We start from the raw sequence: 15,511 nt of genomic DNA, 5'->3' as shown, positions 1-15,511 counted from the left end.
TACATCGGGTAAATCGTGCGTGTAAAGATGCTCATTAATAACCTTTTCATCGATATTTTCCGGCGAAATTATGTTATTTTTAACTTTAAAACAAAGGTCTTTGACTGTTTTAGAAATTTCTTCCCTCGAACCGTAGCTAAGTGCAAGTGTTAATATAAGTTTTTCGTTGTTTTTTGTTTTTTCCATAACCTCCAAAAGCTCTCTGTGCACTTTTGAGGGCAACAAGTCAATTTTACCTATCGCATTGAGCTTGATTTCATGTTCCTGTAGGGTTGAAATTTCCTTTTTTAAGGATGAGACGAGCAAATTCATTAACGTTCTAACCTCAAGTTTGGGCCTTTTCCAGTTCTCTGTTGAAAAAGCATACAGGGTGAGGTATTTGATTTCTAACTTGCCACATCCTTCCACAACTTCTTTTACGGCGGTAGCTCCTTGTTCGTGCCCTGCCGTGCGAAAGAGTCCTTTGAGTTTTGCCCATCGCCCATTACCATCCATGATCACGGCCAGGTGATAGGGGATTCTGGTTTTATCTATCTGTTCAATTAAACTCATGAGTTTGCCTTAAAAAACACAATAACAAGGTTTTCTTCCAAACATAACAGTCAAATTAATTCCGGTAAACACATACCAGTCATTGCTGTTGATGTTTCCAAACTTTAAACTTTGGTTACTGTCAAGATCACCCGTTGGATTGCTTCCGTCAAGGTTGTCTGTAAAGGTATATCTGGCACCTATTTCAAAACCAAAAACCATATACCTGCCCACCGTCATTTTATAACCCACAACCATTGGGATTGCCAATGCCCAATTGTTCCCATATTTTTGCATCTCGTTATTCTGCCCCAAAAATAAGCTTTCATAATTAAAATATGTAATTCCTGTGTATAAATATGGGGAATTTTGTGGCTGTGTATGGTGAGTGTTAAATTCCCAAAAGGTGTATTCCATTCCTAAAGCCAATTCTTTGATATTGTTTTTAAAGGAGTAGTCTCGTTGTTGCCTTCGTGTTTCCCCGGAGTCGGCATCGTCAGATTTTATGGATGCATACATAGCTGAAAACCTGAAGGAGTGTCTCTCGCTTCTGTTCCACCTGAATAGAGCTCCAAATGCCGGAGTGTTTGGGTTGATGTATGTAGTTGGTCCAATTTCACCAATATAATTGGCACCACCCAGTAACCCGCCAATTTCATAGGTTTGGGCATGAGTAAATTGAAAAAAAAACAGTAATAATAACGCAGCTGCAAAATGCTTCATAAACCCAAAAAGTTTGCAAATATAACACAATTGTTTACCCTGCAACGGGCATTGCAGAATACTCTCACTTGATTAACAAACTTTGTTGAATTTTATTGCCTGATGTTTTATGCACAAACTACTTTTCTTAAAAAAACAGGAACACCCAATTTGGACAGTAAATGGTTAAAGAAATAAATACCTATTTCTTGCAAAATAAAAAAAAATAGCATACAGCCCCCTTTGGGGGCTGGGGGCTCAATTGCGCTTGTCTTCTCCCCATAATAACTTTTTTCGAAGTGTTTTGATAAAGCTTTCTTCATGTAGCTGAATCACTTTTATAGTAAACGGGGATTTTTTAATGGTGATAACAGATTCAGTATCAATGTCGGCAATTCGGGAATCCAGTGAAACCAGATAACTGTTTTCTCTCCCGGTCACTTTAAGTTTAATTTCTGTAGAATCGGGAATAACAATGGGTCTTGCGTTGAGATTGTGCGGTGCAATGGGCGTTAAAATAATACTGTTTGAGCCGGGTTCAAGAATGGGGCCGCCACAACTCAAGGAATATCCGGTAGAACCTGTGGGGGTGGATACAATCAATCCGTCACTCCAGTAAGAAGTCAAATACTCATTGTTTAAATGGGTTTCAACCCGAATCATAGAAGTGGTGTTTTTTCTGATAACACTTATTTCATTCAATGCAAAATTAAAAGTGTTTAAGTCGTTATGTGTTGGAGAAACTTCTATGCTTAGTAAACTGCGCTCTGAAATTTTATAGTTTCCCTCAAGAATCTTTGGGACACAGTTGGCAATTTCTTCCTTCTGAATACTGGCTAAAAAACCCAGTCTTCCGGTATTGATACCCGCAAGCGGAATATTTAAATCTTTGATGAATGTGATGGATTTTAAAATGGTACCGTCACCGCCGATGCTAAAAAACAAATCAAAACTTGAATCAAGGGTCTTAAAAGTGGGATACTCATAACGGACTGTGTCAATGGCCTTGTTTTCAATAATTAATTTATAAAACTGTTCCTCTACAACCACAGTCACTTTGTTTTCCCTTAAAATCTTAAACAACTGCTGTATGAAAACAGCTGAATTCTCATGATAAAATTGTCCGTATATCCCTGCTTTAAGCATTTTTTGAAAGTTAATTATTGTAATACTGATTTTAAAATGTCAATTTTTAAGCCATAAATTTATCCACCGGAGGTTTACCGTAGGTGGAACATAAACCATAAGCCATAAACCACAACCCTCTAAATATTAAGATACTTATCCAAATACTCCGAGCGCTCCTTCAAATTATCCGTCCATTTGTCCTCATCGTGGCTGGAAACAATTTCATAACCATATCTTCTGAAAGTTTGTGTTATGGCTGTCAATCCAATTTCGCCAATTTTAATAGTGGCCTGAGTTCTTTCCCCTTCAATTTCTGAAATAAAAATCCCCAGTATTTTGGCGTTGTTGGATTCAACTATCTGGCATATTTCACTGAATGAATAATCCCTTGAGCCTTTTTCTACAACCAGTATGGCGCCATTTTCGTTTAGGAAAGGGGTGTTGTTGAACAAATTCATGATGTCGGCCAATTCAAAATAACCTAAATAGGCGTTGTTTTCACCCAAAACAGGCATAATATTACTGGAATGGTCTGCAAAGGCTTCCAATATTTCAAACCAATTGGCATCTGCTCTCACAAAAAAGGGCTCTATGGCATAATTATAGTCAGATAGCGTTTTATCCATATCAAAGCAATGGGCATCAGCCTCAGAAACACAACCAATAAAAACACCTTCCCTAATCACCGGAATATGAGAATAGGTGAGTTGGCTAAAAGTTTTTTTAACTTCAGTTATACCCGTGTTGATGTCAAACGGGTCGATGTCTCTGATGATGTAAATTTGTGTGTCCAACGCTTAAATAATTTCGTGCAAAATAATTAAAATAGTACAGACGGTCGTAATACATCTTTGTATTTTTGCAGTTCAAATGTACGATTTATGACCAAGCTAAGTGTAAATATTAACAAAATTGCAACGCTGCGCAACGCCCGGGGAGGTAACGTGCCTAATCTCTTGGAAGCAGCACAAAGAATTCAGGATTTTGGGGCACAGGGCATCACCATCCACCCCCGACCCGATGAACGCCACATCCGTCATCAGGACGCCTATGATTTAAAATCGGTTGTGCACACCGAATACAATATTGAAGGCAACCCCTTCCGTCCCTTTTTGGATATGGTACTGGAAATTAAACCCACCCAGGTCACGCTTGTTCCCGATGGAGATGATGTACTCACCTCAAACGCCGGCTGGGACACTATAAAACACAAAGGCTATCTGGTCGATGTCATTACTGAACTAAAGCGAAACGGCATCCGCACCTCTATCTTTGTCGACCCTGACCTTAAAATGATTGAAGGTGCCAAAGCCACAGGAACAGACCGTATCGAACTCTACACTGAAGAATTTGCCCGTCAATATGAAATGGGTAATAAAAACGGCATACAACCCTATACCGAATGCGCGGTTTTAGCCAATAAACTGGGTCTGGGCATCAATGCCGGTCACGATTTGTCATTGGATAACATCGCTTTTTTCAAGCAAAACATACCCGGATTGCTGGAGGTTTCCATTGGGCACGCCTTGATTTCAGAATCATTGTATCTGGGACTTGAAAACGTGGTGGGAATGTATTTGCAAAGGTTAAAAGGTTAGTTTTTTCGCGGTATTTTTGTATTTTTGATAAAAAGACAAATGCTATGAATGTTGCTTTAAAAAAACAAGAACTTTTAAATTGGTTGAAATCAATTGAAGATGAAAGTTTATTGATTGAAATTGAAAAGATCAAGGACAAAGACACAGGGAAGTGCTACACCATCGATGAAGCAAGAAAAATGTCTCTATCTAAAATTGAAGAATGGAGAGAAAAGTAAGCATACTTTTTTCCAGAGAGGTTATTGACTTTTTGGATGAACTTTTACATGTGCTTTACGAAAAAAACTATTTCAGTAATAAATCTTCAGCTTCGGCCTATGTCCTTAAAATTTATGATTTTATTGAAGTTAACATTTCAACCTTTCCTCATAAATAAACACCGAAGGCACTAAAGCACTTGGGGTCATTCTATATTTTTTATAAGCCAAATCAAAATACGACTTGGTTTATTTTTTTTGAAAAACAAGGAAGATCATATAGAGTAACAGCCATTATAAACAACTATTGTAAAGAAGCAAATTTCTTGTAGATATATTATACCGCTAAAACTGAAACCTTTTATTTATATATGGAAAATGTGGTGGGGATGTATTTGCAAAGGTTAAAATAAAAAAACAAAACATGAATCTACTCTACTCAAACATAGAAGGCACTGGAACTCCCTTATTAATCCTTCACGGATTTCTCGGCATGGGCGATAACTGGAAAACACTCGGCAACCGCTTTGCCGAAAACGGATATGAAGTGCATATGATTGACCAGCGCAACCACGGCCGGAGTTTTCATGCTAACGATTTCAGCTATGAAGTGATGGCTGATGATTTAAAAAAATACTGCGAACAAAAGAACCTGAAAAAGTTTATTCTGCTCGGGCATTCTATGGGAGGTAAAACAGCTATGCTTTATGCTTCTAAATACCCCGAATGCATCATAAAACTCATCGTTGTTGACATTGCCCCAAAGCAATACCCGCAACACCATCAGGACATTTTAAAAGGTTTGAGTTCGCTTGATTTTAAAGCCATGGACTCCAGGGGTGATGCTGATGAGCAGTTGAAAAAATACATCTCAAACAGGGGAATAAGACAATTCCTGCTTAAAAACCTGTATCGAATAGGTCAGGATGATTTTGCATTGCGAATCAATCTCCCGGTACTTGTTGAAAACATCGAAGAGGTAGGGAAGGTCCTTCCGGAAGAAGCAAAATTCAACGGAGAAGTATTATTTATGAGGGGAGAGCGATCTGATTATATTTTAGATCAGGATATGTCGCAAATCCAAAAACATTTTCCCAAAGCAACATTGGTGACAGTCCCAAAGTCAGGTCACTGGCTTCACGCAGAAAATCCGGATGGTTTTTTTGAAGAGGTGATGGGGTTCTTGAGTGAATAGTATGGATTCAAAAAAAAAAATATTTACTATCTTTAGTTGCTGCTAACCTATATAATTCAAAAAATGAAACTGATCATTCAACTGCTATTAACTGCCGTAGTCGTTTTGGTACTGGCAGAAATACTTCCCGGAGCACAGGTGGATACATTTACAACTTCATTAATAGTTGCCGCTGTTTTAGCACTGTTAAATATTACTATAAAACCGCTTTTGGTCTTTTTAACCCTTCCGGCAACGTTAATTACGTTTGGCTTATTTCTCCTGGTGATTAATGCGGTCATTATTATGATTATTGATTGGTTAATCGGCGGATTTATCATAGACAGCTTCTGGTGGGCACTGTTGTTTAGTTTGTTGCTGACATTTATACAATCCATTCTTTTTTCGTTAACCGAAAAGAATTAAAAATTACTAAAACCCCAAAGGGTTAAAGCTTTTGTAGAAACGATAAATTGTCGTATTTTTGCACCCGTTTTTGAGCGTGATTCATCCTGAACACACTTCAAAAACGGGTTATTTATTTAAACAAAACTTTCATGAACATTACAAAACAAGACATCGACAGTCTAAACGCCATCTTAAAAGTGGATATTTCTAAAGATGACTACGCACCCCGCGTAGAAAAAATCCTAACCGATTACAGAAAAAATGCAAACATCCCGGGTTTCAGAAAAGGCCACGTGCCCATGGGAATGATTAAAAAACAATACGGTAAAGCCGTGTTGCTTGATGAGGTAAACAAACTCATTCAGGAATCTTTGCACAAATACCTTACGGAAGAAAAACTGGATGTCTTGGGCAATCCGCTTCCAAAAAATGAACTGGACATCGATTGGGACTCAGATGATTTTGCCTTTGAATTTGAATTGGGACTCGCACCACAATTTGAAATCGATTTGAAGAAAAAACCTGTCAATGCCTATAAAATTGTAGCCGACAAAGAATTTCTGGACAACCAAATCAAAACAATCAGAAAGCAATACGGCAAAATCATTTCAAAAAATGAAGTAGCCAAAGGCGACGAAATCACAGGAACGTTCAAGAACGAAGAAAAAGGCATTGACAACAAAGCCACTTTTTCTTTGGATAAAATCAAAGGGAAAAAGCAATTAGACCAACTTATTGGTGCCAAAGCAGGGGATACCCTTACCCTAAAAACCAAAGGCCTTTTTGAAGACGATCACGACAACCAAACGTTCCTGGAGGTGTCTCACGATGACGCTCACGGTTTGGACATTGAAGTAACGCTCAACATTGAAGAAGTCAACACCCGTGAAGAAGCAGAGATGAACCAGGATTTGTTTGACAAAATCTTCGGAAAAGATGTGGTGAAATCTGAAGCTGAATTACGCGATAAAATCAAGGAAGATGCAGAGCTTCAATTTGAACAACAATCAGACCAGGTGTTGCTGAACAATGTGGTGGAAAGCTTGATTGAAAACACAAAATTTGACCTACCGGCAGAATTTTTGGTAAAATGGATTCAGAAAAGCGGCGAAAAAGAACTCACTGAAGAAGAAGCCAAAGCAGAATATGAGCGTTCTGAAAAAGGCCTGCGCTTTCAGTTAATCGAAGGAAAACTGATGACTGACAATGATTTGTATGCCAACTTTGAGGATTTAAAAGAATATACCAAAGCAATGGTAGCCTCTCAAATGATGCAGTTTGGACAAATGAACCCCAGCGATGAAGAATTGGAAAACATTTCAGCAAGAATCCTTTCAAATCAGGAGGAAGCAAAACGCTTGGCTGAACAACTCAACCAGCAAAAAATGCTGAAATTCTTTAAGGAAAACGCCAATTTAAAGACCAAAGAAGTGTCTTATGACAAATTTGCAAAAGAAGCATATCAATAAATCAACGATAAAATAGTTATCTTTAGGCGTTGAATGGAGTACATTTAACGCCTTTTTTAACATAAAACAGTACAGTAAAGACTATGGATTACGGAAAAGAATTTGAAAAATATGCCACCAAGCACCACGGTGTAAGCAGTACCTATTACGGTAAGATTATCAGCAGTATGACACCTTACATCATTGAGGAACGTCAGTTAAATGTTGCTCAAATGGACGTTTTCTCCCGTTTGATGATGGATAGAATTATCTTTTTGGGAACTCAGGTCAATGATCAGGTAGCTAATATTATTCAGGCACAACTGCTGTTTTTGGAAAGTACAGATGCTTCTAAAGACATTCAGATATATATCAATTCACCGGGAGGAAGTGTCTACGCCGGATTGGGAATTTATGACACCATGCAGTTCATCAAGCCTGATGTGGCCACCATTTGTACAGGTATGGCAGCCTCTATGGGAGCAGTGTTGTTATGTGCCGGTAAAAAAGGAAAACGAAGTGCCCTGCCACATTCCAGGGTTATGATTCACCAGCCCATGGGTGGCGCACAAGGCCAGGCCAGCGATATAGAAATCACAGCCCGTGAGATCTTGATATTGAAAGAGGAATTATACCGTATCATTGCCAGGCACTCAGAGCAAACTTATGAAAAAGTCTATGAAGACAGTGACCGCGATTTTTGGCTTAAAGCCGAGAAAGCACTCGAATATGGCATGATAGATGAAATTTTAACAAGAGAGAAAAAATAATTCAAAGTTTAAGGTTCAAGGTTGTTTTTTGGACATTGAACCTGAAACATTGAACCTGAAACCAAAGTTATGGCAAAAGAAAATTTAGAATGTTCCTTTTGTGGGCGTAAAAAAGCCGAAACCAATCTTTTGATTGCCGGTCTTGACGCACACATTTGTGACCGATGTATAGAGCAGGCTCACGGCATAGTGATGGAAGAAGCAACACATTCTTCCAAAACACATTTGTCCAGTGAGTTGATGTTGAAAAAGCCAAAAGCCATCAATGATTTCTTAAATGAATACATTATTGGACAGGAACACACCAAAAAAGTGATGTCTGTGGCAGTGTACAACCATTACAAGAGATTGCTGCAACCTTCAACTGATGATGATATTGAAATCCAAAAAAGCAACATCATCATCGTTGGGCAAACCGGAACCGGTAAAACCCTCATCGCAAAAACCATTGCCAAAATGCTCAATGTCCCTCTGGCCATTGTTGATGCCACTGTACTTACGGAGGCCGGTTATGTGGGCGAAGATGTGGAAAGCATACTAACCCGCCTGCTTCAGGCAGCAGATTACGATTTGAAAAAGGCACAAAACGGCATCGTTTTTATTGACGAAATCGATAAAATTGCCCGTAAAAGCGACAATCCGTCCATCACACGTGACGTTTCCGGTGAAGGGGTGCAACAAGCCTTGCTAAAACTTCTGGAAGGAACTACAGTAAATGTGCCACCCAAAGGGGGAAGAAAACATCCGGACCAAAAGTTTATCGAGGTCAATACAGAAAACATCCTGTTTATTGCCGGTGGTGCCTTTGACGGAATCGAAAAGAAAATCAAGCAACGTCTCAACCTTCAGGCCGTCGGCTTTAGCGCATCAAAATCTGACGATAAAATCGAAAGGGACAACCTCTTGCAGTACATCATTCCCAAAGATTTAAAAGATTTTGGGTTGATTCCCGAAATCATTGGGCGTCTTCCCGTTCTGACCCATATGAATCCGCTGGATAAGGAAACGTTGAGGGCCATTTTAACCGAGCCCAAAAACGCCATCATCAAGCAATATGAAAAACTGTTTGAAATGGATGGCATCAAGTTCACCATTGAAAATGAAGCACTCGACTTTATTGTTGACAAGGCCATTGAGTACAAACTGGGAGCCCGCGGATTACGTTCATTATGCGAATCTGTATTAACTGACGCTATGTTTGAAATGCCCGGTACTGACGAAGATACATTAGAAGTCTCAAGAGAGTATGCCGAGAAAAAAATCAACAGCTCGGCCATTAAAAAGTTGAAAGCGGTTTCTTAATTGAAATCGCTTTTTATCCGGAAATTTAGTGCTAAACCCAAGACGATTGCATTTAACTTAACTTGGAAATTAATGGGGAGTCACCTCGATGGTAATTGGCACACCCTGATAGAAACCATTAAGGCATTAAGCAATATTAAGAACACTGTATGTAGAAAAACTTAATGCCTCTTAATACCTTAATGTTTTTACTAGAAAAATTAACACCTTTTAAAACTACATAGATCTGAAATTTTAGTATTAAATCTCCCTTTTTCGCTTTCTGGTTTTGATATATTCTTCCACTGCTTCTTTGGTAGTGAGCCAGTTTCGGCCTTCTTTGTAAGCGTCAATTTTGCCCTGCCTTGCCAGCAGGCTGATGTAATCCTGACCATAAGGCAGTTGCTCTTCTTCCACAAGGTCAGAAATAATCCTGTAATTTGGATCAGCACCGGGAAGTGACTGCAAATAGATGTTTAAGGTGCGCTCCAATGCCTGAGACATTATGAGCATAAGTTTCCTGTAATTCCCATTATTTGCACTGTTTAAAGCTTCATAATATTTTTTCCGGTCATTGGTCAAAATGATGGCGGGAGGAAAATCCTCTTTCATCAATAGTAAGTTCATGCACAGCCTCACCGTTCTCCCGTTTCCATCAAAGAAAGGATGAATCCACACAAATTTATGGTGAAAAATAGTAGCCAATTCAATGATGTTTAACTGCATAGGGTTTGTATTGACAAAATCAATCAGTTCATCAAGAAGTTGTGGCACTTTTAAGGCATTGGGCGGAACAAAATTTGCTCCCGTTATCCTCACGCCTCCGGTCCTTAATCGTCCCGCAAAATCATCCTCAATACTGCGAAGCACGAGTTGGTGCAAGTCTAAGATGTCTTTGCTGTTTACTTTATACTCGCTGGATACGAGTTCATACAGATAATTAAGTGCGGTCTCGTGGTTTTTTGCTTCAAAATGCTCTTTTAAAGATTTTCCCTTAACGGTAATTCCTTCCTGAAGCACGAGCTGGGTCTCCCTCAAACTCAGGGTATTCCCTTCTATACTGTTTGAGTTGTAAGTCCACTCAATGGAAAGTGCTTCCTTTAGTTTTTGTAAAGCAACCTGAGGCAAAGGCCGGCTTTTTTGTAAAACCAAAAGTTTGTCAAACAACCGTTCAAAGGTAGCTTGAAAGTCATCGCGATATGATAAATCTATTTTCCACATAAAATCGTATACAAATATAAAATATCTAACCGATATTAAAAAATGTTTTAACAAAAAAACCTCCAATAAAATTGAAGGTTCTTAAGTTCTTAATAAGGGTTATGCAATATATTTTAAGGAGCGGCTATAATTGTTCTTTGTTGTTGAACAATTCTGCGCTGGATGATTTCCTGCTTTTCTCTGATTTTAAATGAAACTTCTTCATCTTGTTTTAGGTCGAATTTTTTGCTCACGCCACAAGAAAATAAACTTCCTGTTAAAACGATTCCTAAAATTAATATAACTACTCTTTTCATCTTATTTTGGTTATTTTGATGAAGCAAACTTAGCGCGTAAGAATTCCTCCCGCAAAAGTTTTAGTTGAAGCGAGCGATAAAATCGTTAAAGTGCAAAAAAACGTAAAAAATCGTGTAATCCCAGCAAAATCAATGCTTTTCAAGCTTGCGCCTTGTCGAGATATAGTGCATTTCGTCGATGTTTTGGATTTTCGACTAAGAATTCATTTGTAGTAAAATGGATAAAAATTCCCTTGAATTTGAAAGTCGGGGCACTTTGTGTTGTCCGCCCAGTTTGCCTTCTTTTTTTAACCAATCATAAAAAAGGTTGTTTCTGGCCACATTTAATTTTAATAAATTTAAGGTGGTATTATTGAAACGCTTGGCTTCATAATCGCTGTTTACATCCTGAAGGGCTTTGTCGAGCAGTTGGATAAACTCTTTGATGTCTTTTGGAGGGGTTTTGAATTCTATCATCCATTCGTGGGCTCCTTTTTCCCTACCTTCCATAAAAATGGGTGCCACAGTATAATCAACAATTTCTGAATTAGTTGCCGTTGTTACTTTTCTTAAGGCCTCTTCGGCATTTTCAATGATTAACTCTTCACCAAACACATTGATGTAGTGCTTAGTTCTGCCGGTTACTTTGATGCGATAAGGGGAAACAGAAGTAAATTTAACCGTATCTCCAATTTTGTATCGCCACAATCCTGAATTGGTGGTAATCACAATGGCATAATTTTTTCCCGGCTCAACTTCGCTTAACGGAATGACTTTTTCTGAGGGCGTGCCATAAGTATCCATTGGGATGAATTCATAGAAAATTCCATAGTCAAGCATCAGCAAAAGTTCTTTATTGCTGTTTTGGTCCTGTAGTGCAAAAAACCCTTCAGAGGCATTGTAAATTTCGTAATAACGGAAACTTTCTTTGGGTAAAATTTTATTGTACTGATCGATATAAGGGTTAAAACTCACCCCGCCGTGAAAATAGACCTCCAGATTGGGCCAGATGTTAAACAGGTTATCTTCACCGGTGGTTTCTAAAACTTGATTGAGCAATACCAACATCCAGGATGGTACACCTGCAAGACTGGTGACATTTTCCTGAATGGTTTCATTGACTATGGCCTGCATTTTGACTTCCCAATCTGCCATCAACGAAATTTCGTTGCTGGGGGTACTGCTAAACTCTGCCCAAAAAGGCATATTGGCAATAAGTATCGCAGACAGGTCGCCATAAACAGTACCGTTGTTTTTATACAATTCTTTACTGCCACCCAGTCGAAGGCCTTTACCCACAAACAACTGTGAGTCCGGATTGTTGTTTAAATACATACACAACAAATCTTTGCTTGCGGCATAATGGCAATTCTCAAGCGACTCCACGCTTACAGGGATAAACTTACTTTTTGCAGCCGTTGTTCCGCTTGACTTGGCAAACCACTTAATAGGAGTGGGCCAGAAAATATTGTTTTCACCCAATCTTGCACGTTCTATTTGCGGCTCAAATTCTTCATAGGAGGTAATCGGGACCCGTTCTGTAAAAGTCTTGTAGTTTGTAATGTTGTCAAAATCATATTTTTTTCCAACCTCAGTGTTTCTTGCTGTTTTAATGAGATTGTGGAGCAATTCCAGCTGCACTTCATGGGGGTATTTAAGAAACAGTTCAATTTGATGGAACCGTTTCTTTAAAAACCACGAAGCAATGGAATTGACAATAGGGATTGGCATAAAAAAAGTATATTTATGGCGATAAACTACTTTGTAAATTTAAACTTAATTTTTTGTAATGCAATACCAAGGCGTACTCACCAAAATGCAAACTGAGTTCACAAACCCGATTCAGTATTATTTAGTCTTTGAAAATGACTTTCTTAACCTGAATCAGGTGTTGAATAAAAAATTAAAAATAAATTTTGTGGGCTATCAGTGCCTCTCTTGTGGGCTGAATTTACAGATATTCCGTCAGGGTTTTTGCAAGGATTGCTTCTTTAAAATCCCGCAAGCCGGCGATTGGATAATGAATCCGGAACTAAGCAAAGCCCATCTCGATATTGAAGATCGCGATTTGGATTACGAAAAAAAAGTACAGTTGCAGCCCCATGTGGTCTATCTGGCCAATTCAAGCAATGTAAAAGTGGGTGTAACCCGAAAGAACCAAATCCCCACCCGATGGATTGACCAGGGTGCTCACGAAGCCATTGAAATTGTGGAAGTGCCCAACAGATACCTTGCCGGGATTACTGAAGTAGCCCTAAAAGCCCACGTTTCTGATAAAACCAACTGGCGTAAAATGCTCGCCAACGATGTGCTGGATCTGGACCTGGTTGAAATCAGGGATTCATTAAAGCAATATATACCGGAAGAAGCACTGGAATACTACATTCCCACAAATAAAGAGACCAACATTCATTTTCCGGTGTTGCAATATCCCAATAAAATCAACTCTCTCAACCTGGAAAAAACGCCCCAATTTGAAGGGGTTCTAAAAGGAATCAAAGGTCAATACTTGCTTTTTGAAGACAGTACCGTGTTTAATGTAAGGAGCAGTGAAGGGTATGTGGTTGAGATGATTATAGGTTAAGTGAACTCGCTAGATGTAAGACTACATGACTTAAGACTTATGACAGATTCTAAATTCCAAATGCCAACAACTTTTCCGGCTTCTTTGCGTCTTTGCTCCCGATAGCTATCGGGATTGCGAGAAACTTTTAAAGGAGATGAAGCTAAAAAAACATTTTAGTCATAAGTCTTAAGTCATACAATCCTAAATCAATTTTAATCAATCAACCGCTTCTCAATATAATTGGAGTTCATCACGCCTAGAGCACCCATATAACTCATTTTAAAAGTCACAATATCGCCCACCTTATATTCTTTAGAGGTGTTGGTGACATCCAGTACCAGCATATCTGAACTGGCACCAATAAAACTCAACTCTTTGTCAAAAGGGCTCAGGTAATCAATTTTGGAAATGTCTAACAGTCCAATGTCAAGTATGGCCCGTTTTTGCAGTTTTCCATATTCACTTTCGTCAATTTCAAACACTTCACCCGAAGGATTGGCTTCCATTTCGCCATAAGGCATAGCAGGCTTTTCGGTTATTTCAATAATTTCAGAATGGAGTAGAAACACATCGTCTTGCATTCCTTCAATGGTTTCATTTTCAAAAAGGTCAATCCCAAAAAACAAGGTTTCACCAATCCTGAAATGATTCACTCCCTTGGGGATTAAACCTTTGATCAGCAAAGGCACCATTACAGAAGAGCCTCCGGAAACACCAATAATTTTTTTGCCAAATTTTGCTTCAATCAATTGCTCGTACAAACTTAGCTGAATAAGCTTGTCTTTACTGGGCATAACACCACTCAGGCAATTGAGGTTTGAGCCTATGCCCACCACTTCGATATTGGGCAGTTTAAATACTTTACTGTAAAATTCTATGAGGTGATCGCCCATAATACCCTCACGCAGGTCACCCAGTTCAATCATAATAATCACCCGGTGTGTTATGTTTTGTTTTACGGCTTCTTTGGATAGCCATTTGATGGTGATAAATTCGGTGTTGAAACTCACGTCAGCATATTTGACGATATCGGGAATGATTTTTTTTGCAGGGGGCTTTATGTAAATGGTTTCTTTATGTGGTGCCAGCTTTTTGATGGTTTTCAAATTTCCCAACCGGGAATCACACACTTGCTCAGGTCCCAGGGTGAGAATGTATTCCAGGTATTTTTCGTTACCACATAACATTTTTAAAACAGGAGCCCACTCAATGTTGTTCTCGCCAAAAAGCTTTTGAAGAAATTTATAATTGTGTTTTAAAGATGATTTGCTTAAGGTGACAAAAGCCATAGTTTTTAAATTGTGACCCGCGGGTCTATTTCTTGACAGTTAAGTACAAAAATAGGGAAATTAAAACACCTAAGAGAATGGGGTCAAAACCAAACGGGATTTCAATCTCTAAAAATGTCAATATTAAAGTTGTAAAACCACCAAAAAGCATGGCCAATAAAGCAGCCAGTGGTTTTTTCTTTTTAGACCAAAGCATGCCCAATACCGGAACAAGTAGACCCGAAACCATAAAAGCATAGGACAATAGCATCAAATCCAAGACGCTGGTCATAAAACTGGCTATCAACACGGCCGTAAAACCAATAATAAAAGTGATGATTTGTGAAATCAATATCGCTCTGGGATTGTTTTCTTTTAACCCGAGAATATCAGTCACAAAATTACCCGATGATGCCAGTAGGCAACTGTCTGCAGTAGACATAATTGCAGAAAAATAGGCGGCCATCATCAATCCCATCAGTCCGGCGGGCAGCATGGTTCTCAAAAGTAAAGGCAAACCAATTTCCGGATCCATTGAAGCCACTTCGGTAAAACCATAAGCGATAAACAAGCCTTGTTCAGCTCCAACTCGTGCCAAGAGTCCCAGTGCAACTCCCATAAAAGCCATCACAGGCCATTCAAACAAACCGGCGATGTACCAGGCTTTTTTAGCTGTTTTTTCATCTTTGCAGGCATAGATGCGCTGATAAAGTGTCATCCCAACAAACCAAATGGGAACTATGGTTATAAACCAATTGACAAATTGCACCCAGCTGAGGTTGGTGAGTGAAAAGAATTCTCCTGGTAAAGCGGTTTTAATGGCTTCCCAGCCCCCCAGTTCAAAGTAGGCAATGGGTATTCCCACAAAAATAAGCCCAATCATCAGTATAGCCCATTGAAAGGTGTCTGTGTAAATCACGGCTTTTATGCCGCCAAAAACAGTA

General features: G+C 39.0%; 18 protein-coding genes. 9 read left to right on the top strand and 9 right to left on the bottom strand.

Features of this window, described 5'->3' with window-relative positions; translation table 11 throughout:
* The 4 genes from uppS to AC6F75_RS09125 all read right to left on the bottom strand — a co-directional run.
* Positions 1–552 (bottom strand): polyprenyl diphosphate synthase (gene uppS, locus AC6F75_RS09140; RefSeq protein WP_500714700.1); only part of this gene is annotated, 552 nt, incomplete at its 3' end.
* A gap of 9 nt (positions 553–561) precedes the next feature.
* The gene (gene porG, locus AC6F75_RS09135) at positions 562–1,254 is read right to left on the bottom strand and encodes a type IX secretion system protein PorG (protein WP_500714699.1); all 693 of its coding nucleotides are present in this window, start codon (positions 1,252–1,254) and stop codon (positions 562–564) included.
* Between the two features lie 237 nt (positions 1,255–1,491).
* Positions 1,492–2,379: an NAD kinase gene (locus AC6F75_RS09130; protein WP_500714698.1), complete on the bottom strand. Its 888-nt coding sequence runs from the start codon at positions 2,377–2,379 to the stop codon at positions 1,492–1,494.
* Positions 2,380–2,498: 119 nt separating this feature from the next.
* On the bottom strand, positions 2,499–3,155 hold the full coding sequence (locus AC6F75_RS09125; protein WP_500714697.1) for a CBS domain-containing protein: 657 nt from the start codon (positions 3,153–3,155) through the stop codon (positions 2,499–2,501).
* An 87-nt stretch (positions 3,156–3,242) separates the two neighbouring features.
* On the opposite strand from AC6F75_RS09125, the gene AC6F75_RS09120 reads away from it, so the two are divergent.
* The 8 genes from AC6F75_RS09120 (at position 3,243) to clpX (ending at position 9,258) form a co-directional block, all read left to right on the top strand.
* Entirely contained in the window at positions 3,243–3,959 is a 717-nt protein-coding gene (locus AC6F75_RS09120; RefSeq protein WP_500714696.1) for a pyridoxine 5'-phosphate synthase, read from the top strand.
* A 44-nt stretch (positions 3,960–4,003) separates the two neighbouring features.
* A complete protein-coding gene (locus AC6F75_RS09115) occupies positions 4,004–4,177 on the top strand; it encodes a hypothetical protein (RefSeq protein ID WP_500714695.1) in 174 nt (57 codons plus the stop codon).
* On the top strand, positions 4,162–4,335 hold the full coding sequence (locus tag AC6F75_RS09110) for a hypothetical protein (protein ID WP_500714694.1): 174 nt from the start codon (positions 4,162–4,164) through the stop codon (positions 4,333–4,335). The genes AC6F75_RS09115 and AC6F75_RS09110 overlap by 16 nt, the downstream gene beginning before the upstream one ends.
* A gap of 245 nt (positions 4,336–4,580) precedes the next feature.
* The gene (locus AC6F75_RS09105; protein WP_500714693.1) at positions 4,581–5,351 is read left to right on the top strand and encodes an alpha/beta fold hydrolase; all 771 of its coding nucleotides are present in this window, start codon (positions 4,581–4,583) and stop codon (positions 5,349–5,351) included.
* 63 nt (positions 5,352–5,414) lie between these two features.
* On the top strand, positions 5,415–5,756 hold the full coding sequence (locus tag AC6F75_RS09100) for a phage holin family protein (RefSeq protein WP_500714692.1): 342 nt from the start codon (positions 5,415–5,417) through the stop codon (positions 5,754–5,756).
* Between the two features lie 131 nt (positions 5,757–5,887).
* Positions 5,888–7,207 (top strand): trigger factor, encoded by a 1,320-nt coding sequence (gene tig, locus AC6F75_RS09095; RefSeq protein WP_500714691.1) that lies wholly within the window; start codon positions 5,888–5,890, stop codon positions 7,205–7,207.
* Positions 7,208–7,290: 83 nt separating this feature from the next.
* The gene (clpP, locus tag AC6F75_RS09090; RefSeq protein ID WP_500714690.1) at positions 7,291–7,956 is read left to right on the top strand and encodes an ATP-dependent Clp endopeptidase proteolytic subunit ClpP; all 666 of its coding nucleotides are present in this window, start codon (positions 7,291–7,293) and stop codon (positions 7,954–7,956) included.
* 69 nt (positions 7,957–8,025) lie between these two features.
* The gene (clpX, locus tag AC6F75_RS09085; protein WP_500714689.1) at positions 8,026–9,258 is read left to right on the top strand and encodes an ATP-dependent Clp protease ATP-binding subunit ClpX; all 1,233 of its coding nucleotides are present in this window, start codon (positions 8,026–8,028) and stop codon (positions 9,256–9,258) included.
* Between the two features lie 240 nt (positions 9,259–9,498).
* On the opposite strand, the gene AC6F75_RS09080 is transcribed toward clpX, so the two are convergent.
* The 3 genes from AC6F75_RS09080 to AC6F75_RS09070 all read right to left on the bottom strand — a co-directional run bounded on the left by AC6F75_RS09080 (position 9,499) and on the right by AC6F75_RS09070 (position 12,464).
* Complete coding sequence (locus tag AC6F75_RS09080; RefSeq protein WP_500714688.1) at positions 9,499–10,458, bottom strand: Fic family protein; 960 nt, start codon at positions 10,456–10,458, stop codon at positions 9,499–9,501.
* Positions 10,459–10,571: 113 nt separating this feature from the next.
* The gene (locus AC6F75_RS09075; protein WP_500714687.1) at positions 10,572–10,754 is read right to left on the bottom strand and encodes a hypothetical protein; all 183 of its coding nucleotides are present in this window, start codon (positions 10,752–10,754) and stop codon (positions 10,572–10,574) included.
* A gap of 195 nt (positions 10,755–10,949) precedes the next feature.
* Complete coding sequence (locus tag AC6F75_RS09070; protein ID WP_500714686.1) at positions 10,950–12,464, bottom strand: GH3 family acyl-acid amido synthetase; 1,515 nt, start codon at positions 12,462–12,464, stop codon at positions 10,950–10,952.
* 58 nt (positions 12,465–12,522) lie between these two features.
* Between AC6F75_RS09070 and AC6F75_RS09065 the strand changes: the two genes are divergently transcribed.
* The gene (locus tag AC6F75_RS09065) at positions 12,523–13,317 is read left to right on the top strand and encodes a DUF2797 domain-containing protein (protein ID WP_500714685.1); all 795 of its coding nucleotides are present in this window, start codon (positions 12,523–12,525) and stop codon (positions 13,315–13,317) included.
* A 194-nt stretch (positions 13,318–13,511) separates the two neighbouring features.
* Here AC6F75_RS09065 and AC6F75_RS09060 read toward each other — a convergent pair whose 3' ends face one another.
* Positions 13,512–14,588, bottom strand: coding sequence for an alanine racemase (locus AC6F75_RS09060; protein WP_500714684.1), 1,077 nt, complete (start codon positions 14,586–14,588; stop codon positions 13,512–13,514).
* Positions 14,589–14,613: 25 nt separating this feature from the next.
* A partial coding sequence (locus tag AC6F75_RS09055; protein WP_500714683.1) for a sodium:solute symporter family transporter occupies positions 14,614–15,511 on the bottom strand: 898 nt, incomplete at its 5' end.

This window comes from Planktosalinus sp. (assembly GCF_059864935.1).
Note: the sequence above shows the minus strand (reverse complement) of the source record. Positions and strands in the feature narration are given on the sequence as shown.